The following is a 21,346-nucleotide window of genomic DNA, read 5'->3' on the forward strand; positions in this document are numbered from 1 at the left end:
CCTCAGTGCAGCAGCTAGCTGGCCGACCTTTGTGCTGCAGGATCGGGACTAAGAGTTGGTGATGTATCGAGCGTAGTCACCCAAATCTGCAGCCAGCACGTCGAAATATTGCTCTCTGGCTGCGATATATCGGTCGAAATCCTGCCGATACTCGCCATAGAAGATCATCCACTCGTCAGTGCTCGGAGCCGGAGGGACGACCACATCGTAGTATTTCCGGAGCGCGGCGATAGCGTCGATGTAGTCCGCAATCTCCGTCGAGGTGGTCGGCAACGATCGACTGATCGCCTCCATGGACCGAATGTATGTCTGCGCCGCACTCGCATACTCGATTCCCGCTGTCGGCGACGGTTGACCACGAAGCACCGTGCCGATTTGATCTAACTGGCTTTCGAACTGTTCTTGGGATTCAACGACCGTGCTCCATTGCTGACGCAGCATTTCCTCATGGCTGGCCCGAAAATCCCAGAAGCCCGTGAGCAACTGGGTGAAGATGGTCACCACCGCACCGACGACTATCCCAAGGACTTGGAAGCGTACAAGAACCCACCCGAGCTTACGACCGAGTGCGCCCCATTCTTCTCGAGTGTTCGGAATATTAATCATCTTTCAACCTCGACAGTCACATTCGTCCGCGCGCCGGTGTTTTCGTGCGCTTCGCGCAGAAGGCGACAGGTGCGCTGGAACTCTTCTTCCGCAGTCGACAGCAACTTTAGCATATTCTCAGTGAGTCGTCCGACCTCCTGACTGCACACGTCGGCCAATTCCGTTGCTCTGCTGTTGGTCACCTCGACCTCTGCACCTTGAGCGAATGCTCTTGCATCAAACCCAACCGACACCAACACGGATAGCATGGCACTTATTACCAAAGGCACAACCGACCGGTCGAACACAGCCAGAAAGCCCGGAGAACTAATGTCGATCTTTACTTGCAGATCATCTTCGTCAAGCTGTTCGAACGCTGCTTGCACCAAGCTTAGGAGATGTGCATCCGCACCGTCTGTTTCAAGGCGATCTACGTTTTCCGCAACCATCGTGACGAGCGCGTTAAGCACGTTCCCATCAAATGATGTGAAGTCGCGCTTGGTCGTGAAGATCCGTGACACGAACTCGTCGTCGAAGACGAAGTCGTCATAGCCGAGTTCGAAGATGCGGCGCTTCACAACAGGTGTTCTGATCTCAGCAAGGCCTGTCGGAGCCTTTGCCAGATCGATCACCGATCTGGGCAGGTCGGCCATCTTCACCATCTTGAAGTGGCCGAAGCGGCGACCATCGAACTCAAAACCTTCGAAACGGCGCGCGCCTGGAATTTTGACCACGGCCTTACCGATCGGAAGCAACTCGGCGATGATCGCGTCCCCGAAGTAGGACGGATTGGGGATCACCAAAACATCGCCCGCGCTCAATTCCTGGAAATAGGAGCGGACGATACCGTCAATCTGAGCATGTCCTGGTCGCCTATTGGCGTCGTGGTAGTCGTTAACGCTTTCCGAAGGCCTGTCGCCTCGCGCCTCGCGCGACTGCCGTAGCCAACTGCCGAACGCGCGCGCCCGTTTCACCTTCGCTTCGATATTCGGATCACCGTCGAGCCCGTTCCGCAAGTCAAGGTTAAGCATCGGCAGGTCGGGGCCAATTGCCCGATGCTCCAACACTTGCTGAAACATGTGCCCTTGCTTTCCGGCTCTCGCTAGGAAGACGCGCGCATTATTAGGAATGATTTTGGTGTTCAAATCTAAGCGGAAACGGGTCAACAACGCTCTCCGATAAAAAGTTCCTAGTACGTTTAGCGACCAAACTGGTTCAATGCCACATCAAATACAATCGCAGAGAGATACTGAGGCCGCTCGCGTCGCCTCGTTCGCCGATTGTTGCATGGAATGTCCGGACCGGGCCTAGTGCGCCGTCGGACCCCGCTTAGCGATCGAGACTTTGCAAAGCTTGGTATCCGCGCGTAGCCGACACTAGGAACTTAACCCAAACGACACCTGCACACTGTAGGCAAACCGGGAAGCTTGCGTCAGGCACAGAGCAGTTGGAGGGATAAAGCCGTAAGAGCGCGTAGCGCGCCCCTTTGGGAACCATAGAGGCCATGAAGCCCTGCAGAAGCCGTATTTAACGAGACCAGAGGCGACACCCTGAAACAAGCCAACAAAAAGCGAGAATTTTTCAGAGGCCTTAAAACACAGGGTTTGAGCGATTCCAGAGAGAGGGATGAGGGCTGTGGAGTGGAGTTTCTCGCGGGAGGGAGGCCGAAAATTCATCCCAACGGCACAGAAGGCCGGGAAGCAGACCAACCCACCCGGTTCCCCTCCATATGTAAGTCGCAAATGGCGTAACCCACTGATGTGTAATGAAAAGATGCGCCGTTTTGTGTGGTCTTATTTCGTGCCTGCTTCGGATACGCTGAGATAGACGCCCATGATCTTATAAGCCGCATCTGTCATAGCTTCTTCCAGCTCATCACGTTTAGACGCTGGCACCAGAAAGCTATCGTGAACGGGTAGCGCAACGATGCCTTTGCGTAGGATCAGCTCGGCCATGACCGCTTCTGCAATGTCGGAATCTTTTCGCATCAGCCGCGCGCCTGCATCGCTGTGCAGTTGGCCGGCAATGGGGGCGTGTCTGTGCTTAATCGCCTCGATGAGTGCTCGCGCCTTTCCGATAGCCTCTTGGCTACCCGGCTCTGCAAGCTCGCCCAAGTGTTCGCTGTGGGCAATGGACATTCGCGCGGCCATCTCATTGGTGGCGTTGATAAGGGTGAAAGTCGCCACCTTCACCAACTTACGAGGCCAGCCTGGAAGGTCATGGCAGTCTCGGGGAAGGGGTAAGCCAGCCTCAGCGTAGAGCATAGCAATATGCATACCGTCGAAGTCCAGTTCGACCACAGGCTCGCCATCGATCGTAAGCGCTCGTCGCGCTTCGGATTTGATATTCTGCCAACTGGCTCCCATTGAGAAGTACCTCCCTCCGCGTCCAAAATTCTTATTGTGGATCCTTGCCAACGGACAAGCCAAGGTGGGCATAGCGACCACGTTTGACGGATCGCCGTGGTTGATATCCGCCGCCGAAATTGCCTCATTAAACCCTTCTGTTTTTCGGTCCTGTCGATCAATTTGCCGCGTGCGCTTATAGTCGATGGGCTTGCCGTTTTCGTCTCGCAGAATGGTAGTTTGGGGCAAACGAGCCAGTTTGAGCCGGGGCTTTCCTGCGAGAATGCTCTGCAGTGTATCGATTAGCTCTGGGGTCGCTTCAAAGGCGCTTTGCCAGCCGAAATTACCTTGCGCTTGCCTGTAGTGCTTGATCCAACCCGCAGCGGCTAGCCGGTCCACGGCTTGTAGAACGGCTTTGTATTTTATCAGTTGGTGCCGATGGGGGCCGTAGTAATTTTTGTTGCGGCTATAGGATACCGGAGTGCCTATAAAGAAGGCTTCAAACGCCGCGACGACGATTGCCGCCCCTGTTGCGCCAACACCAAACGTCAGTTCGATCTCTACCCAGAGAGGCTTGGTTTCATATTTCACCCCAAGCGGTATCTGGCGCTCACCCTGTTCAGGATAATATGGCTCGTTCAATGCCCGTTTCCCATTCAGGGCCGGGACGGTTTTCGTTGCGGAAATATGGACGATAGCCTATATTTGTGTTGTTCACCCGCAAGGACCGCCAAGGCCTATTGCATCTAAAAGCCCGTGACCTCTCCTAAAGGTCGCGGGCTTTCTCAATCAGGCAGTTTGAATGTGTTTTTGCAGATCGCTGGCGCGCCACCGGACACTTCGGCCGATCCGCACGGGCTGGGGCAAATCGCCGGATTTTGACAAGCGCCAAACTGAGGGGACCGATATAGCGGTGCGCTGGGCTACTTGCTTAACGGTCAACAATTGATCGAAATCAGAGGGTAGGGGCTGGCTGGTCATATCATGCACTCCATTTTGTAAGGTGTGAGCACGAATGACATTTCTAGGTGCTAGCTGACCAAACCCATTTAATCAGTCATCGGATATGATTAAGTGCCAACTCGCGTACTCCATTAGCGATTTGCCAGAAAAATGTAGCTCGTGATCCATCAGAGAGATTTGAGGTTTCCCTGACCATCGCTTCCTCGTCTCATTGTTCTTGGCGAGAGTTCTCTTCGCCCAAGCCATAGTGATCTGACGCTTGGCAGCTGTCGTCATGTTGTTGATAGTTGAAGTGCTGGGAACCGGGTGCTTCTCGCTTTTAAGAACTGTGACAAGAGCTTTCTGAAAAGGCCCGTTGGGCCTTGCTTGATCTCCATCTTTGCCCGCTCCAGGGCTCTGCCTCTGCCCAAGAAAGTAGACTTCCCCCAATGTGATCGCCAGCCGATAGCCCCAATCATCTCCAGGGCGCGCCTTTGGGCCTCTGACCTCTCCTGTTTTTGGCGAAAGGCTTCCGGCCCCCGACTGGTCGATCACTGCTTGGTTAATCTCAGCGACCATCGATAAGCCGCGCAATAACTTTTCGGATGCTTCGGTTGCGAGCTGGCAAAATGGGGGAACATCATCTTCCAGCTCGTTTTCGTTGGCTGACCAGAGATTGATCTGGTGTAGCAATTCGGAGGGTATATCAGACAGAGCATTCGAAAGCCTTTTGATCGCTCCATCTACAGAAGAGATCACCGCCAAGTTTGCTTTTGCTTCCGAGTAATTGGGCTCTCGGCGAAGGGCATTCACCATTTTGACTGCGGTCGCAGGGTATCGTTCAACAACGTGTTCCCATCCAATCTCGTTTAGTGCGGCGCGCGTTTCAGCCCTCATACCCTTACGAGCTCCACCACATCACCGCTTTGGCCTGTGGCATATCGGCTCCAAGCGTCCATCAACGCGCGACGTCGTTCAAACAGGTCGGACCGGAAGTAGGCTCCCTCCACGCCCCCGACCTTGTGCGCTAAAGCAGCCTCGGCTAGTTGTCGGTCGACGTGGGCCTTTTCAGCACACCAGTCCCGGAACGATGAGCGAAAGCCATGTGCCGTTAAGCCCTCGCGTTCCATGCGTTTAAAAAGGGGGCGGAAGGCATTAACGCTAAAAGGCTTGCCTAGTCCTTCCGCGGTGCGCTGAGGCGATGGGAACAGATACTTGGCGTCGAGACCACGCACGCTTTCAAGAATGGTTACTGCTTCGTCGCTAAGCGGGACACGATGCTCTTCCTCAGCCTTCATTCGGCTGGCCGGGATGGTCCATGTACGGTTTTCCAGATCGATCTCCTGCCAAGTTGCCATGCGCGCTTCGCCACTTCGCGTGGCCGTGAGGATAAGAAAACGGAGGCAAGCCGCGGCAACGGCTTCCCGCGCCGCCAGATCAGACATGAACGCAGGCACATCTCGCCAACTCAAAGCAGCATGGTGGGTAGGCTTGTGCTTTCCTTTGGGCAATGCGCGCCGTAGCGCCCCGTCAACCGGGTTCGGAGCCTCTCGGCGCCCTTGGCCGATTGCATAATCAAACACGGCCTCCAACCGTTGTTTAAGGCGCTTTGCAGTAGGATGCATATCGACCCAGATCGGGCTGAGTACATCCAGCACGTCATGGCGCTGAATATCTGCCACGCTGCGGCTGCCAATCTTGGGAAAAGCATGGTTGTTAAGGCTGGAAAGCCATTGGGCCCGGTGCTTATCATTGCGAAAGGTGGGGGCGAGGCTTGCATGCAATTGGCGTGCGGCTTCCTCAAACGTTGTTTCACTATGATCGCGCTTGGCTATGGGGTCGCGCCCTGCCTTAGCCTCCGAGCGCAGCTCATGGGCTTTGGTTCTCGCGTCTGCCAGTGAAAGAGTATCCAGCCCTCCTAAGCCAATTTCGCGCCGCCTAGACTGACCTTTTATTGTAACGCGCAAGAGCCAGCTCTTTGTCCCACCGGCAGCAACATTAAGGTAAAGGCCTCCGCCATCCCCATACATACCTTTGTCACGGAGCGATTGAATTTTCTTGGCGTTAAGTTTTGACATTCCATCCCACCATTTTTCCACCCTGTATCCTTGATACATAATGACTACGGATGATCACTCTTGCAAGTGAAGGTCTCTTAAGTGTCAGAAATAAATGTAAGAAATGATATCGTATGAGGTGAGTGATAAAGGTGTTAGGCTGATCCTCGGTCCGCCACTACCCTAAAATTTAAGACTGGCAGCGGCGCGCTGCGATCCGTTCGGGCTTGAGCCGTATGGCCGGGGCATGGGGGCGGATGACGCTGATCCGTGAGGCGCTGCGCGCCAAGAGTACCCGGAAAGGCGCCGCCTATCGCTATGGCTTGCTCAGATGCGCCACCCGGCCCGGCAGTTAACCCTAGCCCCAAGGCGTCGTATTGCGGCGGCCTGTCTTGGGGATACGGCTGCGCGTGGTGGGCTTGGCCCGTGCGACCGGGGCTGCACCGCGCTGCGCTGTCATGGCACGCAGGGCGGCGATGCGGTTTTCAGTCGCCGGGTGGGTCGCGAAGAGACTGTCGTGTTTATGGGCATGCAGCGGGTTGATGATAAACATATGCGCCGTCGCCGGGTTGCGTTCGGCGGCGTGGTTGTCGATCCGCGCGGCGCCCATGGCGATTTTTTCAAGCGCCGAGGCCAGCCACAGCGGTTGCCCGCAGATCTCGGCCCCGGCCTTATCCGCCGCATATTCGCGGGTCCGGCTGATCGCCATCTGCACTAAGGCTGCGGCCATCGGGGCGAGGAACATCATCAGCAGGGTGCCGACCAAACCCAGACGCTCGCGCGAGCCGCCGAAGAACAGCGCAAAATTCGCCAGCATGGAGATTGCCCCGGCGAAGGTCGCCGTCACCGTCATAATCGCCGTGTCATGGTTTCGGATATGCGCCAGCTCATGGGCGATCACCCCGGCCAGTTCCTCCCGGGTCAAACTGCGCATCAGCCCCGCCGTCACCGCCACCGCCGCATTCGCGGGGTTGCGCCCGGTGGCAAAGGCGTTGGGCTGCGGCGTGTCGATCAGATAGACTTTGGGTTCCGGAATGCCCGCATTGCGCGCCAGTTCGGCCGTCATGGCGTAGAGCCCGGCGCTGTCATTGGGCGAGACTGGCCGCGCGTTATGCATGCGCAGCACCATCTTGTCAGAGTTCCACCAAGTGAACGCGTTCATCCCCGCCGCCACCAGCAGCGCAATCAACGCGCCGCTCGATCCGCCGAGCAGATAGCCTACGCCCATGAAAAGAGCGGTCATCGCCGCCATCAGCATTGCTGTCTTTACATAGCCCATCGTGGTCATCCGAAGTTGGTTGATCTTTGTCGAAAATATGGGGTGCTTTGCGGGCCGTGCAAGGGTTCTGGGCGTCAGTACAGGCGGCCCTCTGGCTTGGCATCCCCCGTGGTAGGGGCCACGAAACGATCAGCCACGCCCTTTCAACCCAGCGGGGCGACCATGCGCGCGGCACCGTATTGCGCGAGCCAGGCCAGCGTCCCGGCGCGGGTCGCGGCATAGACCGCAGCGCCCAGGGCTTCGCCCAGCTGCGTATGCAGACCGGCGTAGTCCGTCGCGCCTGCGGGGGCCGCGACGGCGATGCAATCGGTCCCGGTGCCGGTGGCAAGCCCGGAGGGGAGTTGAACCCCCCCGTCCATCACCGCGGCGGTGCGGGCTTCGGTGGCGATGCTGAGCGCCTCGATCAGCCCGGTCTGGGACAGCCCGTGATCCAGCCTGACCGCGATATTGATGGTGCCCCAGACTTGCCCCTGTCGGTCGACCCGCTGGCCCACCCGTTCGGCATTGGACAGCCCCACCGTTGCCACGCAATGGGCCGAGATATCGCCTGCCTGCCGCCGCGCCTGCGTGAAACGTGAAACATCGCGGGAGGTCAGGAAGGCGACGCTCGCGGTCTCTCCCTGCGCCTGCAGTTCGCGGGCGAACCAGTCTTGCACGTCCAGATCCTCGGGCAGGTCCGCATTGCGCACCTCGCGCCAGATGATGCGGTCAGCACGCACAAAGCCGGGGCGGTTGATGGCCCAGCTCAACACCTGCATCTCTTGGCCGAGGTCGAAGCTGAGCCAGGGCCGGGCAAGCTGAACCGCGCTCATGTCACCACATCCAGCGGCTGAAAGATCAACCCCTCGGGCGTGTCGCGCAGATAGGCGTTGATCCCGAAAGTCTCGCGCACGCGGGACGCGGTCAGCACGTCCTGTGGCGGCCCATCGGCGACCAACCCGCCTTGGTCGAGCACGATCAGCCGTGTGCAATGGCGCGCGGCGAGGCCGAGATCATGCAGCGAGACCATGACCGATTTCCCCTCCGCCGCCAGCGCATGGAAACTCTTCATCGTGGCGATCTGATGCGCGGGGTCGAGCCCGGCGATCGGCTCATCGGCCATGAGCAGTGGGGTTTCCTGCGCCAAGGCACGGGCGATCAGGACCCGCGCCTGTTCGCCGCCCGAGAGCCGCGTCGCCGTGCGGTCGCGGAAACCCTGCAGGTCCATCCGCTTGAGCGCGCGGTCAACGGCGGCTTGGTCCGCAGCGCTCGGCCGTTGCCCGGGGCCAAGATGCGGCGTGCGCCCCAGCGTGACGAGGCTCAGCACATCCACCGGCCATGCGATCTCGCGCTGCTGCGGCATCCAGGCCACCGCCCGGCCGCGTTCGCGGGCCGAAAGGGCGGCGAGCGAGCTGTGCCCCCTGTGGTCGATCAACCCCAATGCGGCCCGCATCAGCGTCGTTTTCCCCGCGCCATTGGGACCGATGATGCCGATCAACTCGCCACTGCCGACGCGCAGGTTCACATCCCGCAGAATGTCCCGCCCGCGCCGGGTCACGGCAAAGTCTTGCAGGGTCAGCAGGGTCATAGTCCCTCCTGCCGGGTGCGGTAGATCAGATGCAGGAACAGGGGCGCGCCGACCAAGGCGGTGACCACGCCAAGCTTGAGGTCGCGGGCGGGCAGGATGACCCGCACGGCGATATCCGCCGCCAACAACATCGCCGCCCCGCCAAAGGCCGAGGCCCAGAGCAGGCGTCCGGGCCGCGCGCCGACGAGGGGGCGCAGCAAATGCGGCACGACGAGGCCGACAAACCCAATCGCCCCCGCAACCGCCGTGGCCGCGCCGACCACCGCTGCGGTGCCAAAGATCAGCACCAGCCGCAGGCGGGTGAGGTTCACGCCCATCGCCTCGGCCGCATCCTCGCCCAGGGTCAGCGCGTCCAGCCCGCGGGCGAGCGAGCCGAGCATCACGCCGCCCAGCAGGATCAGCGGCGCGGCAATGGCGACATGGGTCATTGAGCGGTCGGCCAGCGAGCCCATCATCCAGAAAACGATCTCATTCGCGGCAAAGGGATTGGGCGAAAGGTTCAGCACCAGCGAGGTCAGCGCCGCCGCCAGCGCGGAAATGGCGATCCCCGCAAGGATCAGCGTCAGCGAGGTGCCGCGCGGCCCGGCCAGCGCCAGCACCAGCCCCACGCCCAAAAGCGCCCCGGTCAAAGCCGCCAGCGGCAGGCCAAGCGCCACGGTGGCCGCAAGCCCGGTTTGCAGAGCCAGCACCGCGCCCAAAGCGGCAGAACCGGAAACCCCGATCAGCCCCGGATCGGCCAGCGGGTTGCGCAGATAGCCTTGCATCGCAGCCCCCGCGAGGCCCAAAGCGCCGCCGATCATCAGCCCCAGCAAGGCGCGGGGCAGGCGGATTTCGCGCATCACCAGCACTTCAGGCCCGTCACCGCCCGCGATCAGCGCCTGCAGCCCATGCCAGATGCCCAGCGGGGCGGGCCCGACCACGAGCGCGGCCAGAAAAAGCGCGAAGACCAGCGCGCCCAGAGCCAAGGCCAGACGGGTCATTTGCGGGCCTGCTGGCGTTCGCGGTCGGCCTGCACTTCGCGGCGCAGCCCGGCCATCTGGTCTACCGCGCGCAGCACATAGGGCGTGCCGCAAAGCCAGTCCTGCGCGTTCATGGAGGTGGAGGGCCGCGCCGCTTTGAGCGCGCCCACCACCGGATGCGACAGAATCTCTTCGGAGCGTGAGGCACCGGGGTAGGGCTGCCCTGTAACGACGGTATCGGGCACCGCCATCGCCAATGTTTCCAGCGGGATCACCCCGCCCGAGACCAGCCCCAGTTCGGCGGCGATGTTGATCAGCCCCGCGGCGGTCAGAATGTCACCCGCGAGGGTCTGGTCGCCGGAGGTATAGCCATTGGCGAAATAAAGCGCCGCGCGTGGACGCGGGGCGATCCCGTCCCGAAAGCTGGCAAGGCGCTGGTCAAAGCGCGCTACCTGATCGGCGGCGATATCCGCACGCCCCAGCAGCGCGCCCATGCGGGTCATGCGCTCGGTCACCTGGTCCAAGGAGGTCGCGGGATCGAATTGCTCGACCCGAATGCCCAGACGGCGCAGCATATCAACGGTCGCGAGTTGACTGTAGCGCCCGGCGAGCACCAGATCGGGCTGCATGAGGTAAATCTCTTCGGCCAACCCGTTGTTGACCGGATAGGCGGCGGCCTCGGCCACCATCGCCGAACTGCGCGGATCACGCGCAAGGTCAGAGACCGAGATCAACTGCCCCTCATCGGCCAGCAGCATGGCAAGTTGATCGGTGCAAAGGTTCATCGAGACGACCCTTCGCGGGGCGTCCTCGGCCAAGGCGGGCAGGGCAGCGCCGGCCAGCAGGCCCAAGGCGGTGATGCCAGCCCTCAGGGCCGGCATCACGCAGGGGGTAAGGCGATCAGAAATCCGCACGGAGGCCAAAGAACGCAGACCGGCCGGGGGTGTTATACCCACCTGCGGTCTCGTAATCCTCGTCAAACAGGTTTTCGATGCGCAGATAGGCTTGGGCGGTATCGGTCACCTCATAGGACATGCCCGCGCCGACCAGTGTGTAGGTGCCGACCTTATGGTCCGCAGGCGCGTAGATGCTTGGCACCACGTCGCCGACATGGCGGATATCCAGCGTCGCCTGCAAACGGTCGGTCACATCGGTTTCCACACCCAGCAGCAGATCGTGCTTGGGCGTGCGGGTCAAGCGCTCGCCGTTGGTGGAGGCGTGGGTATAGGTGTAGTTGCCAAAGACCTCGGTGCGCGCGCTGAGCGCATAGGTGCTTGAGAGCTCGATCCCACGCGATTTGGAGGTGCCGGGGACTTGGTTGTAGCACCCAAAGCCGCTGCCGCAGGCGGTCGAGGCGCCGTCAAACTGGATCAGGTCATCAATCTCGGTGTAGAAAACCGTCGCCTTGACCGAAGCCATATCGCCATAGGTTTTCTCGACCCCCAACTCGAAGCTGCGGCTTTCTTCGGGCTGCAACCCGGCATCGCCATAGAAGCTGAAACGCTCATAGAGCGACGGTGCCCGGAAGCCCGTCCCCAGCACCGCCCGGAAGGCCAGATCGTCTTGCGGACGCCAAACGGCGGCCAGACGGCCCGTCGCCTTGCTGCCAAAATCGCTGTTGTCGTCGTAGCGCAGGGCGGCGGAGAGATCGACATTGTCCAAGGGAGCCATCAGCAGTTCGGCCTGGGCGGAAAGCGTGCGCTCGTCTCCGGTGGAGCCGCCGGAGTTAAAGCTCTCCTCGGTCCGGTCCAGCCCGAAGTTCAGCGTCATATCCCCGGCCAGCGCGGCGCTGCCGAGATAGGAAAGCCGCTCGCGGTCGCCCTGAAAGCGGGTGGTGAAACCGCTGGGGTCGCGGCGGTCGATGTCGAAATGGGAATAGGCGAAGGTATGCAGCACGGTGCCGGTCTGCCACTCGCCAAAGACCCGCGCGCCGCGTTCCTCGAAAGAGGTGGCGCCGCTGTTGTTGGTGGACGAACGGTCGATCTCCAGATCACCGCTGCGGTCGGTCACGGCGGCGCCGATGGTGAACTCTTCGGTCAGGTTGTAGCGCCCGGTGAAAGTCTGCGTTGTCTGACGGAAACCATCGTCTTCGCCGTCATCCGCGCGGGCCGAAAAACCGTCGGTCAGCACCCGGCCATAGGTATAGGCCAGTTCCGCACGTTCGGTCAGATAGCCAAGGCTCAGCGTTGCGGCGCGGGTGTTGTCGCTGCCGTATTCGCCGCTGACCCGCCCAGAGAAGCCCAGTTCGGTCGGGCGGTAGGTGGTGATGTCGATCACGCCGCCGATGGCCTCGGAGCCGTAAAGCGCGGATTGCGAGCCTTTGAGCACCTCGATCCGGTCGATGCCCGCAGGGGTGAGAGAACCGAAGTTGAAACTGTTCTGCGTGCCGGAGGGGTCGTTCATGTCGATCCCGTTGACCCGCACGACGACATAGCGCCCCGGCAGGCCGCGCACCTGCAAGGTCGCGTTTGCGCCCAGGCCGCCATTGGCGGTGGAGCTGATGCCCGGCAGCCGGTCAAGGCGCTGGATCACGGAAGTATCGCGGCCTGCAAGGTCGTCCCCCTCAAGCACTTCGACGGTTGCCCCGGTCCGGTCTTCGGCAACCGGGCTGAGGCTGCCCGACAGGACGACTTCGCCCAGATCAAAGGCGTCTTGCGCAGAGCTGGCGGTGGGGAGGAAGGGGAGCACGGCGGCGGTGGCCAGCAGGTGGAAACGGAGCATGATATACCCTCGATATCGGCCCATTGCGGGGCCGGAGACTGTAACGTGTCATTTCGGGGCAAAACCCCCGCAGACGGTGAAAACACCACGAGCGGAAGATCCGCAGCCCCGACGCCCCTCGCGCCCGGACAGGGTGAATGCTGCGGCAGGTCTCCTGACTTGCGGGTCGAGGCTTGGCCGGTCCTTCCCATCACGAGAATGCGTGACAGTGGTTCTTACCGGCTTCGCTCACCGCTTACAGTTGCGGGGGCAGTCGTGGAGTTGGCCGGGGGCCGCACCACATTCCCTTTTCATCAGACGGCGAACCGCCTGAACCGAAGCAGGGCTTGTCTACAGGTCTGGCGCGGTTTTGCAAGCGCTCTTCGCCCACCCGGGGGCAGGGCGAGGGATGCGGGCGGAGGGGGCGCACCCCCGGCCAAGCGCGGGCGCGATGCCTCAGGAGGCGGCCCGGATATCGACGGAGGTCTCCTGCAGGTCCGGCGCGGGGAAATTGACAAAGAATGTCGTGCCTTCGCCTTCGGCGGTCTCAAACCTGATGTCGCCCAGATGCTGATCCACGATGGCTTTGACAATGCTCATGCCCAGACCGTGCCCCTCTTCGACCCGATAGTTCGAACCGCGTGAAAACCGCTCAAAGAGAACCGGTTGCAGATCGGGCGGCAGGCCGGCGCCCTCGTCCTTGATCCAAAAGCCGGTGCCTTCCGGCAGGGCGCCAAGCTCGACGGTCCCGCCTTCGTCGGAGGCTTTGATCGCGTTGGACAAAAGATTGGACACCAGCCGTTGCACGCGCCCTTCATGAAGCCGCAGCGCCGCGCCGGGGTGTTCGGCACCCGTGACCTTGAGCGTCACCTTGCGCTCTTTGGCATAGGGGGCCAATGTTTCCGCAGCATGGGTCAGCAGCGGCGCGAGGGGCTGTTCGGCAAAGCCGCTTTGGTCCTGAGCGCGAAGCTGTTCCACATCAAGAATATCCGCCACCATCTGCTCGATCGCCCGGGCATTGCGCAGCGCCACGCGCAAGAGCTTGGCCTTGGGTTCAGGCAGATCGTCGGCGCCGCTTTCAAGCAGTCTCAGCGCCCCTTGGAGGGAGGTCAGCGGGGTTTTCATCTCATGGCTGACGGTGGCGATCAACTGGTCTTTGGCCCGCTCGAATTCGCGCTGTTCGGTGACATCACGGATCACCCCCAGAAACCCCAGATGCTCGCCATCCTCGGTCTGGACCGGCGCCGAGGCCACCAGCCCTTCAAAGGTCGTCCCGTCCAGTCGGCGGCAAAAGGTCGAATAGTCATCGCCTTTCTCGCCCTGATCCGGGTTGAACCGCTCTTCGCCCGCGCGTTCATAGCGGGCAAGGGATTCGTAGAGCACCGCGGTCTGGCGGCCCATCAGCTGATCCGGCTTATAGCCAAACAGCGTCTCGACGGCCGGGTTTACCAGCTGAATCTGCCGGTTCGTATCGGCCATGACAATGGCCTCGGGCACGGCGGCGATCATGGCGCTCAACAGGCCGCGCTGCTCGTCGAGCTCGCGACGCTCGGCCTGATGCTGCAATTCATTGCCGAGCCAGCGGGCCAGAAAGCTGACAAATTCCTGCTCGCCTTCGGTAAAGGGGGTGCCACGGGGCGTGGCGCTGGAAAAGTTCAGCGTGCCGAAAGGCGTGTCGCCGCAGAACAAGGGCGCCCCGATATAGCTTTCCAGCCCGAAATTCTGATAGCAGGGATGCGAGGCGATCTCCTCTCCGGCGTGGTAAAAGGCCGTGACCTTGTCGTTTGCCAGCGTGTGCAGACAATAGGTGTCGGAGACGTCAAAGGTGGTCCCCGGCGCAGGCGCCCCTTCGGGTCCATCGACGTAGAGACACCGGTAAACCGGCCGATCCACCTGACTGACAATGCCAAGATCGAGCCCAAGACCTTCCGTCCCCAAGGCGAGCAGCTTGGCCACCTTGTCGTCCAGCGACAGGTCCGGCGCGACGGCAAGGAGATAGAGCTGGCGCAATGGTTCATCAAAGCTCGCCAACGTTTTGTGGAGTGCGGTCATAGGTGCCTCGGAAGTGCTCGATTTATATGCGAGATTTCGCTTGATTGGGCCCCAAACTAGCCCCGAGAGCGGGGCGTGCCAATCTGAAATGACGCGCTTTGCAAATGTCCGCTTCGAGTATTGTAATTCGGTCAGCCCCTCTCGGGTCTGATTGATGGGGCGTGCATGGAGTGGCAGGCGCGCGCCTAGCCAAACCCCTGCCAGCCGTCGTCGGGGGTAAAGCGCGGCCCATGCGCCTCGGCCAATTCGCGCAGGCGGTCGGTCACGGCCTTGGCCCCCCGGGCCCGGGCATAGTGCAGCGGCCCGCCGCGGAACGGCGCCCATCCGGTGGCAAAGATCATCGCGGCATCAATCGCATCCGCGTCAGAGGCTACATCTGCACGCAGCACCTCGACCGCGGCGTTGAGCATGGGCAGGATCAGCCGATCGGTGAGGTCGGGGGGGGGGCGCATGTCACTTTGCCCCTGTGGCGCACCTTCTGACCAGTCATAGAAGCCGCGCCCGGTCTTGCGCCCCAGATGACCCGCCGCAACCTTATCGCGCAGATCACTGGTGATGTCGGGCAGCGGCGTGTCGAGCCTGTCGTGCAGGCTTTCGGCGACTTTCAACCCGACGTCCAGACCGACCTGATCGGCCAGTGTCACCGGCCCCATCGGCATCCCAAACTGCCGCGCCGCGCTGTCGATCTCCTCTTTCGAAACCCCTTCGTCCAAGAGCACCATCGCCTCCATCAGATAGGGGGTGAGAATACGGTTCACGACAAAGCCGGGGTGGTCGCTGACCAGCGCGGGGAGCTTGCCAATGGCCCCACAAAAGGCCGCCAACCGGTCGACCGTCTCGGCATTGGTTCGCGCGCCCCGAACGACTTCGACAAGATCGACCCGCCCGACCGGGTTGAAGAAATGCAGCCCCGCGAATCGCACCTTGTCCGGCGCGGCCTCGGCGAGCTTGTCCAGAGAAAGGCTCGATGTATTCGTCGCCAGAATCGCGTCAGGTTTCATCCGGTTGCCAAGCTCGGCATAGATCTTTTCCTTTACCTCGCTCTGCTCGGGCGCTGCTTCGATCACCAGATCAGCGCGGGCAATGCCATAGCCGCGCGGGTCCGGCATCAGACGGTCCAGCGCATCACGCGTCTCCGCGGGGCTGAGGTGTTTGTCATGACAGAGCGTCTCGGCCTGTTTCACGGCCTGCCCAAGCGTATCCAAGGACAGATCGCCAAGCGTCACCGTCTTGCCTTTGATCGCCGCCACGGCTGCGATGTCGGCACCCATTGCCCCAGCCCCGATCACATGCACATGCGCGATCCCATCGGTGCCCCGCCCGGTTTCTTTGAGCGTTTGCTGCAGGAAGAACACCCGCCGCAGGTTTTTCGAACTGGGGGTTTTCAGCAGATTGGCGAAAGAAACAACTTCGCCGCGCTGCATGGTGGCCCGGTCGGTGCCATGTTCCTCCCATAGCTCAATCAGCGCATGGGGGGCGGGGTAGTGCTCCGCCGGGGCCTTCTGCTCGGTCCGGCTGCGCATCTGGCGGGCCATCATCGTGCGCGCCTGTTCAAAGCCAAGCGCACGGGCCTTCAGCCCCGGTTCATGCCGCTCAATGCCCTTTTCAACCAAAGCATGGACCGCCGCTGCGACATGGCGTTCCTCAACCACCGCGTCGACAATGCCCAGAGAGCGCGCGCGGTCGGTGTGAACGGTCTTGCCGGTCAGCATCATCGTCATCGCTTCGGTCGGATCAATCAGCGCGGGCAGGCGAAAGGTGCCGCCCAGACCGGGGTGCAGGCCCAGCTTCACCTCGGGAAAGCCAAAGGACGCCCCCGGCACCGCGACTCGCGCGTCGCAGGCCAGTGCCAGTTCGAACCCCGCGCCGAGGGCGGCGCCGTGAACCACGCAAATGGTCGGACAGGCCAGCTTTTCCAAACGGTCCAGAACCGCATGGCCCTGCATCAACAGATCGGCAGCGCCTTCATCGCCCATGCGGTCAAAGGAGGTGATATCGGCGCCCGCGGCAAAACCGCCGGTTTTGGCAGAGCGCAGCACAACCGCGCGGGGCAGCTCCGCTTCGGCGGCGGTCACATGGGTCTCCAACTCGCGCAACACATCGCCCGAGATCGTGTTGGTGCCACTGTCAGCCTTGTCCAGTGCCAGCCACAGAACCCCGGCGGCGTCCCGACCGCTGCGCCAATTACCCTCGCGCCCGCCCAAGGGACCGAGTTCAAGCTTGGTCTCGCCCAGATGTTTCAGAACATGCCCAGTCATTCTATGGCCTCCAACAACATCGCCCCGCCAAGGCCGCCACCGATACATTCCGTGGCGATCCCGCGTTTGGCGCCGCGGTCCTTCATTGCATTGGCGAGATGCAGCACGATCCGGTTGCCGCTGGTGCCCACCGGATGGCCCAGCGAAATCGCCCCGCCGTCGACGTTGAGCCGATCCCGGTCAATCCGCCCGAAGGCCGCGTCATAGCCCAGCACCTCGCGGCAGAAATCCGCGTCTTCCCAAGCGGCGGTGCAAGACAAGACCTGCGCGGCAAAAGCCTCGTTCAACTCCCAAAGATCAATGTCCCCCGGGCCAAACCCATGCCGCTGGGCAATAGGCGTGGCCGAGAGCACCGGCCCCAGCCCCATGATCGCGGGATCAAGGGCGGCCCATTCACTATCGGTGATCTCTGCCAGCGGCGTCAGCCCATGCGCCTCGACCGCGCGTTCGGAGGCCACGATCACCCAGCTCGCCCCATCGGTGATCTGACTGGAATTGCCCGCTGTGACCTTGCCATGCGGTTTTTCGAAGACGGGGTTCAGCTTGGCGAGGCTCTCCATGTCACTGTCTGGCCGCACCCCATCGTCATGGTCATAGACTGTCCCGTCCCGGTCAAAGGCGGGCATGACCTCATCGGCAAGACGCCCCTCCTTCTGCGCGGCGGCCAGACGGTGATGGCTTTCCATCGCATAGGTATCGGCGCTTTCGCGGGTGATGCCGAAACGATGCGCCAGCACTTCGGCGGTTTGGCCCATGTTCAGCTCCGTGATCGGATCGGTCAGGCCACGCTCCAGTCCGATCACGGGTTTGAAGAACTCGGGCCGCAGCCCGCCCATGGCGCGCAACATCTCCAAGGGGTTTTTCGAGGCATTCATCCGCCCGAACCATTCCACCGCCGATTGCCGCAGCACCAAAGGCGCGTGGCTGAGGGCTTCGGCCCCTCCGGCGAGGATCATCTGGTGGCTGCCATCGCGGATATAGCGGTAGGCGGTGTCGATGCTCTGCATGCCGGAACCGCAGTTGATCTGCATGGTAAAGGCGACCATTTGCGCCCCCATGCCCAGACGCAACGCCGCGACACGGGCGGGGTTCATCTCATCCGCGATCACATTGACGCAGCCCAGGATCACCAGATCAAAGGCGGTGCGCTCAAAACTCTGACGGGCAAGGAGCGGACGACCGGCCTGCACGGCGAGGTCAACCGGCGTAAAGGGGCCGGGGCCCTGTCGGGCCTTGAGAAACGGTGTGCGGGCGCCATCGACGAGAAAGACACGCTGTTTGAAATGGGTCATTCGGCGGCCTTTCGCGGGTTTGAGGGCTGGTCAGGGCCGTCTTGCGGCGGGGCGAGATCGGGGAACTGCTCGGCCAGCGCTTCGGGCGTGTAGTCATCGACCGCGATCACCTTGGCGATAAGGTCGTTCATCTCGGTGATCTGCGCCATTTCCGCATCGCTCAGAATGCCTGCCTGACGCGCCCTTTCCGGGGTTTTCCTGGCATCGCGCAGGCGTTTCATCACCGGTTCCATTTCCACGACCTTGGCATAGCAGCGGTTCAGCAGATCGATCCCGTCACCGTCGCAGCCCGCAAACAACTGCCCCGTGATCCGGTCGCGCGTGGCCGAGGGCGCATAGATCAGCGCGCTGCAGGCAACGGTCAGCCTGTCATCCGGCCCCCGGCGGCCCCGCCCCGGCAGGGTCAATGCGCGCAGCAGCCACCCGGCCCAGCGGGCGGGGAGATTGGCAATCACCTCATCCAAGGCGGTTTGAATGCGCGAGAAACCGGCATCGGCGGCGAATTGCAGCAGGGGGAGGTCAGCGTCCTGCCGGCCCTCGTCATCCCACCGCTTCAACGCAGCCGAAAGGATATACATCTCCGACAGGATATCGCCCATCCGGCCTGAGATCATCTCCTCGCGTTTCAAGGCACCGCCCAAGGTGAGGAACAGGAAATCCGCCGTCAGCGCATAGGCCGCCGCCCAGCGGGACAATTCGCGGTAGATCGGGGTCGCGGCCCCTGCTTCGGGGGCGGGGGCGAAACGCCCGCCCGTCAGCGCACGGCCCCAAGCGCGGAACAGGGTCTTGGTGGTATGGCCGACATGCGCCCAGAGCGACTGGTCAAAAGCCTCAAGCGCCTCTGCCTCATCCTCCTTTTGCAGCGCGAGCATATTGTCGAGCATATGGGGGTGGGCCCGGATCGAGCCCTGCCCGAAGATGATTAGACTGCGGGTGACGATATTCGCCCCCTCTACGGTGATCCCGATGGGCACGGCGCGGTAGAGCGGCAGCAGGTAGTTCAGCGGCCCGTCGATCACCGCCTTGCCCGAATGCACATCCATCGCATCGTTCAGCGCCTCGCGCATCTTGAATGTCGCATGGGCCTTCATGATGGCCGAGATGACTGAGAGTGCGCGGCCTTCGTCCAGCCCGGCGCAGGTCAGGTGCCGGGCGGCGTCCATCGCATAGGCATCCGCCGCCAGCCGCCCCATTCGCGCCTGCACGCCACCGAATTTGCCAATGGGCAGGTTGAACTGCTGGCGGATGCGCGCGTAAGCGCCCGTGGTATGGGCCGAGAAGGCAATCGCTGCACATCCCATCGACGGCAGCGAAATGCCACGGCCCGCCGCCAGGGCAGACATCAGCATCATCCAGCCTTTGCCGGCATATTCCGCCCCGCCAATGATATGATCGAGCGGGATGAAGACGTCCTTGCCGGTGGTCGGCCCGTTCATGAACATGGTGGAAGAGGGCAGGTGCCGCCGCCCGGTCTCGACCCCCGGCAGATCGGTCGGCACCAAGGCGCAGGTGATGCCAATGTCAGCCGTATCACCCAGCAGCCCCTCCGGGTCGCGCAGTTGGAAGGCCAGCCCCAGCACCGTGCACACCGGCGCAAGGGTGATGTAGCGTTTGGCCCAGTTGAGGCGAATGCCCAGCAGCTCCTCGCCCTGCCACATGCCTTTCTCAACCACGCCTTCATCGACCATCGCGGAGGCGTCAGAGCCCGCCTCGGCGCTGGTCAGGCCAAAGGCCGGCAGCTCACGCCCATCGGCAAGACGCGGCAGCCAGTGCTCCTTTTGGGCCTGGGTGCCAAACTGGTGCAGCAATTCGCCGGGACCGAGGGAGTTTGGCACCATCACCGTCACCGCCGCCGCGACGGAGCGGGTCGAGATGTAGCGCACCACTTCGGAATGGGCGAAGGCGGAAAACCCCAAACCGCCGTGGGATTTCGGGATAATCATGCCAAAGAATTTTTTCTCGCGCAGAAAATCCCATGCCTCGGCGGGCAGATCGGCGGTTTCGTGGTTGATCTTCCAGTCGTCGACCATGGTGCAGAACTCTTGCACCGGACCGTCAAAAAACGCCTGTTCCTCTGCGTTGAGTCGGGGGGCTTTAACCGCCTGCAGTTTCGACCAATCGGGATTGCCGGAAAACAGTTCTGCCTCCCACCAGACCTCGCCCGCGGTCAGCGCTTCGCTCTCGGTCTCGGACAAGGCCGGAAGCGCTTTTTTCGCCCAGTGGTAGATCGGTTTGGTCAGAAGGCTGGCGCGCAGATTTGTCATAACGGTCCCCTTATCGAGACCAACGCCACCGCGCGCCAAGGGTTCCTGCGCCGGAAGGGCAATTCGGCGACGTGCAGTCCGTTGTTCTGCCGGGGCCGTGAATAAACGTCCGCGCCATGCAGGTGGTGGCGCAGCGGCGCGTGATGTTTATGGTGCGGGCAAAGTTTCGCGAAAAGGGGAGTGATGATGAAACTGATGCGATACGGACCGCGCGACGGCGCGAAAACACCGGTGATGCTCGACGCAGAAGGTCAAGCGCGCGATGTCTCGGGGATCGTGGCCGATTTCACCCCGCAGACCATCCCCGCGCTGCCCGAGCTGCTGGGCGGCGTCGATCCGCAGAGCCTGCCCCGGTTCGACACCACAGATCAACGCATCGCCGCCCCCATCGGCCAGCCGCGCAATATCTGGTGCGTCGGGCTGAATTATTCCGATCACGCAGCCGAAGCCGGCATGGCAGTGCCCGATGAGCCGATCCTGTTCAACAAAGCCAGCGGCACCTATTGCGGACCGAATGACCCGCTTCTTTACTCCGACAAGATGACCAAACTGGATTGGGAGGTCGAATTGGGCGTCGTGATCGGTCGTGCTGCGTTGAATGTCAGCGCGGAGGACGCGCTGGCGCATGTGCTGGGCTATTGTCTGGTCAATGACGTCTCCGAACGCGCCTGGCAGGCCGAGCGGGGCGGGCAATGGGTCAAGGGCAAGAGCTTTCCGAACTTCTGCCCCACCGGACCGGTGCTCGTGACCGGCGCGGCGCTGGGCGATCCGGGGCGGCTTGGCCTGTGGACCGAGGTGAACGGTGAGCGGGTGCAGGACGGCACCACCGAGAAGATGATCTTCGATGTGGCAACCATCGTGTCCTATATGTCGCAATTCACCCGGTTGGAGCCGGGCGATCTGATCTGCACAGGCACCCCGCCGGGGGTTGGCATGGGGTTCAAACCGCCGCGCTATCTGTCCCCCGGCGATCAGCTGCGGCTGGGGATCGAGGGGCTCGGCACCCAGCACCAAGAGGTCACGCGGCTTTGAGACCGGCCTGAGCC

The 21,346-nt window shown here is 62.0% G+C and carries 17 protein-coding genes and 1 riboswitch; of the genes, 1 reads left to right on the forward strand and 16 read right to left on the reverse strand.

The window, feature by feature from the left end:
- Positions 1 to 48 precede the first annotated feature (48 nt).
- The 16 genes from AB4M76_RS16430 to AB4M76_RS16505 form a co-directional block, all read right to left on the reverse strand.
- Complete coding sequence (locus tag AB4M76_RS16430; RefSeq protein ID WP_368443056.1) at positions 49 to 606, reverse strand: hypothetical protein; 558 nt, start codon at positions 604 to 606, stop codon at positions 49 to 51.
- Positions 603 to 1,751, reverse strand: a complete 1,149-nt coding sequence (locus AB4M76_RS16435; RefSeq protein WP_368443057.1) for a hypothetical protein — start codon at positions 1,749 to 1,751, stop codon at positions 603 to 605. The genes AB4M76_RS16430 and AB4M76_RS16435 overlap by 4 nt, the downstream gene beginning before the upstream one ends.
- Positions 1,752 to 2,378: 627 nt before the next feature.
- On the reverse strand, positions 2,379 to 3,572 hold the full coding sequence (locus AB4M76_RS16440) for a hypothetical protein (protein WP_368443058.1): 1,194 nt from the start codon (positions 3,570 to 3,572) through the stop codon (positions 2,379 to 2,381).
- 147 nt (positions 3,573 to 3,719) lie between these two features.
- A complete protein-coding gene (locus AB4M76_RS16445) occupies positions 3,720 to 3,911 on the reverse strand; it encodes an AlpA family transcriptional regulator (protein WP_082852100.1) in 192 nt (63 codons plus the stop codon).
- A 72-nt stretch (positions 3,912 to 3,983) separates the two neighbouring features.
- A complete protein-coding gene (locus AB4M76_RS16450) occupies positions 3,984 to 4,688 on the reverse strand; it encodes a hypothetical protein (RefSeq protein ID WP_368443059.1) in 705 nt (234 codons plus the stop codon).
- A gap of 77 nt (positions 4,689 to 4,765) precedes the next feature.
- Positions 4,766 to 5,950, reverse strand: a complete 1,185-nt coding sequence (locus tag AB4M76_RS16455) for a tyrosine-type recombinase/integrase (protein ID WP_368443060.1) — start codon at positions 5,948 to 5,950, stop codon at positions 4,766 to 4,768.
- A 337-nt stretch (positions 5,951 to 6,287) separates the two neighbouring features.
- A complete protein-coding gene (htpX, locus tag AB4M76_RS16460) occupies positions 6,288 to 7,208 on the reverse strand; it encodes a zinc metalloprotease HtpX (protein WP_368443062.1) in 921 nt (306 codons plus the stop codon).
- Between the two features lie 143 nt (positions 7,209 to 7,351).
- Positions 7,352 to 8,020 (reverse strand): adenosylcobinamide amidohydrolase, encoded by a 669-nt coding sequence (locus AB4M76_RS16465; RefSeq protein WP_368443063.1) that lies wholly within the window; start codon positions 8,018 to 8,020, stop codon positions 7,352 to 7,354.
- Positions 8,017 to 8,775 (reverse strand): ABC transporter ATP-binding protein, encoded by a 759-nt coding sequence (locus AB4M76_RS16470; protein WP_368443064.1) that lies wholly within the window; start codon positions 8,773 to 8,775, stop codon positions 8,017 to 8,019. Before AB4M76_RS16470 ends, AB4M76_RS16465 begins: the two co-directional genes overlap by 4 nt.
- Positions 8,772 to 9,755 carry a FecCD family ABC transporter permease gene (locus tag AB4M76_RS16475; RefSeq protein WP_368443065.1) on the reverse strand — a complete coding sequence of 328 codons (984 nt, stop codon included), beginning with the start codon at positions 9,753 to 9,755 and terminating at the stop codon, positions 8,772 to 8,774. Before AB4M76_RS16475 ends, AB4M76_RS16470 begins: the two co-directional genes overlap by 4 nt.
- Entirely contained in the window at positions 9,752 to 10,615 is an 864-nt protein-coding gene (locus AB4M76_RS16480) for an ABC transporter substrate-binding protein (RefSeq protein WP_368443066.1), read from the reverse strand. The genes AB4M76_RS16475 and AB4M76_RS16480 overlap by 4 nt, the downstream gene beginning before the upstream one ends.
- 19 nt (positions 10,616 to 10,634) lie before the next feature.
- On the reverse strand, positions 10,635 to 12,455 hold the full coding sequence (locus AB4M76_RS16485) for a TonB-dependent receptor plug domain-containing protein (protein ID WP_368443067.1): 1,821 nt from the start codon (positions 12,453 to 12,455) through the stop codon (positions 10,635 to 10,637).
- 126 nt (positions 12,456 to 12,581) lie between these two features.
- Positions 12,582 to 12,789: riboswitch (cobalamin riboswitch) on the reverse strand.
- 101 nt (positions 12,790 to 12,890) lie between these two features.
- Positions 12,891 to 14,486, reverse strand: coding sequence for an ATP-binding protein (locus AB4M76_RS16490; protein ID WP_368443068.1), 1,596 nt, complete (start codon positions 14,484 to 14,486; stop codon positions 12,891 to 12,893).
- A 185-nt stretch (positions 14,487 to 14,671) separates the two neighbouring features.
- A complete protein-coding gene (locus tag AB4M76_RS16495) occupies positions 14,672 to 16,744 on the reverse strand; it encodes a 3-hydroxyacyl-CoA dehydrogenase NAD-binding domain-containing protein (RefSeq protein ID WP_368443069.1) in 2,073 nt (690 codons plus the stop codon).
- Entirely contained in the window at positions 16,741 to 18,036 is a 1,296-nt protein-coding gene (locus AB4M76_RS16500; protein WP_368443070.1) for an acetyl-CoA C-acetyltransferase, read from the reverse strand. Before AB4M76_RS16500 ends, AB4M76_RS16495 begins: the two co-directional genes overlap by 4 nt.
- The gene (locus AB4M76_RS16505; protein ID WP_368443072.1) at positions 18,033 to 20,300 is read right to left on the reverse strand and encodes an acyl-CoA dehydrogenase; all 2,268 of its coding nucleotides are present in this window, start codon (positions 20,298 to 20,300) and stop codon (positions 18,033 to 18,035) included. The genes AB4M76_RS16500 and AB4M76_RS16505 overlap by 4 nt, the downstream gene beginning before the upstream one ends.
- A 186-nt stretch (positions 20,301 to 20,486) precedes the next feature.
- Here AB4M76_RS16505 and AB4M76_RS16510 point away from each other — a divergent pair, with 186 nt between their 5' ends.
- Positions 20,487 to 21,332, forward strand: coding sequence for a fumarylacetoacetate hydrolase family protein (locus AB4M76_RS16510; RefSeq protein ID WP_368443073.1), 846 nt, complete (start codon positions 20,487 to 20,489; stop codon positions 21,330 to 21,332).
- Positions 21,333 to 21,346 lie beyond the last annotated feature (14 nt).

Origin of the sequence: Sulfitobacter sp. PS-8MA (assembly GCF_040933935.1) — a bacterium.
In the GTDB taxonomy this organism is placed as follows: Bacteria; Pseudomonadota; Alphaproteobacteria; order Rhodobacterales; family Rhodobacteraceae; genus Sulfitobacter.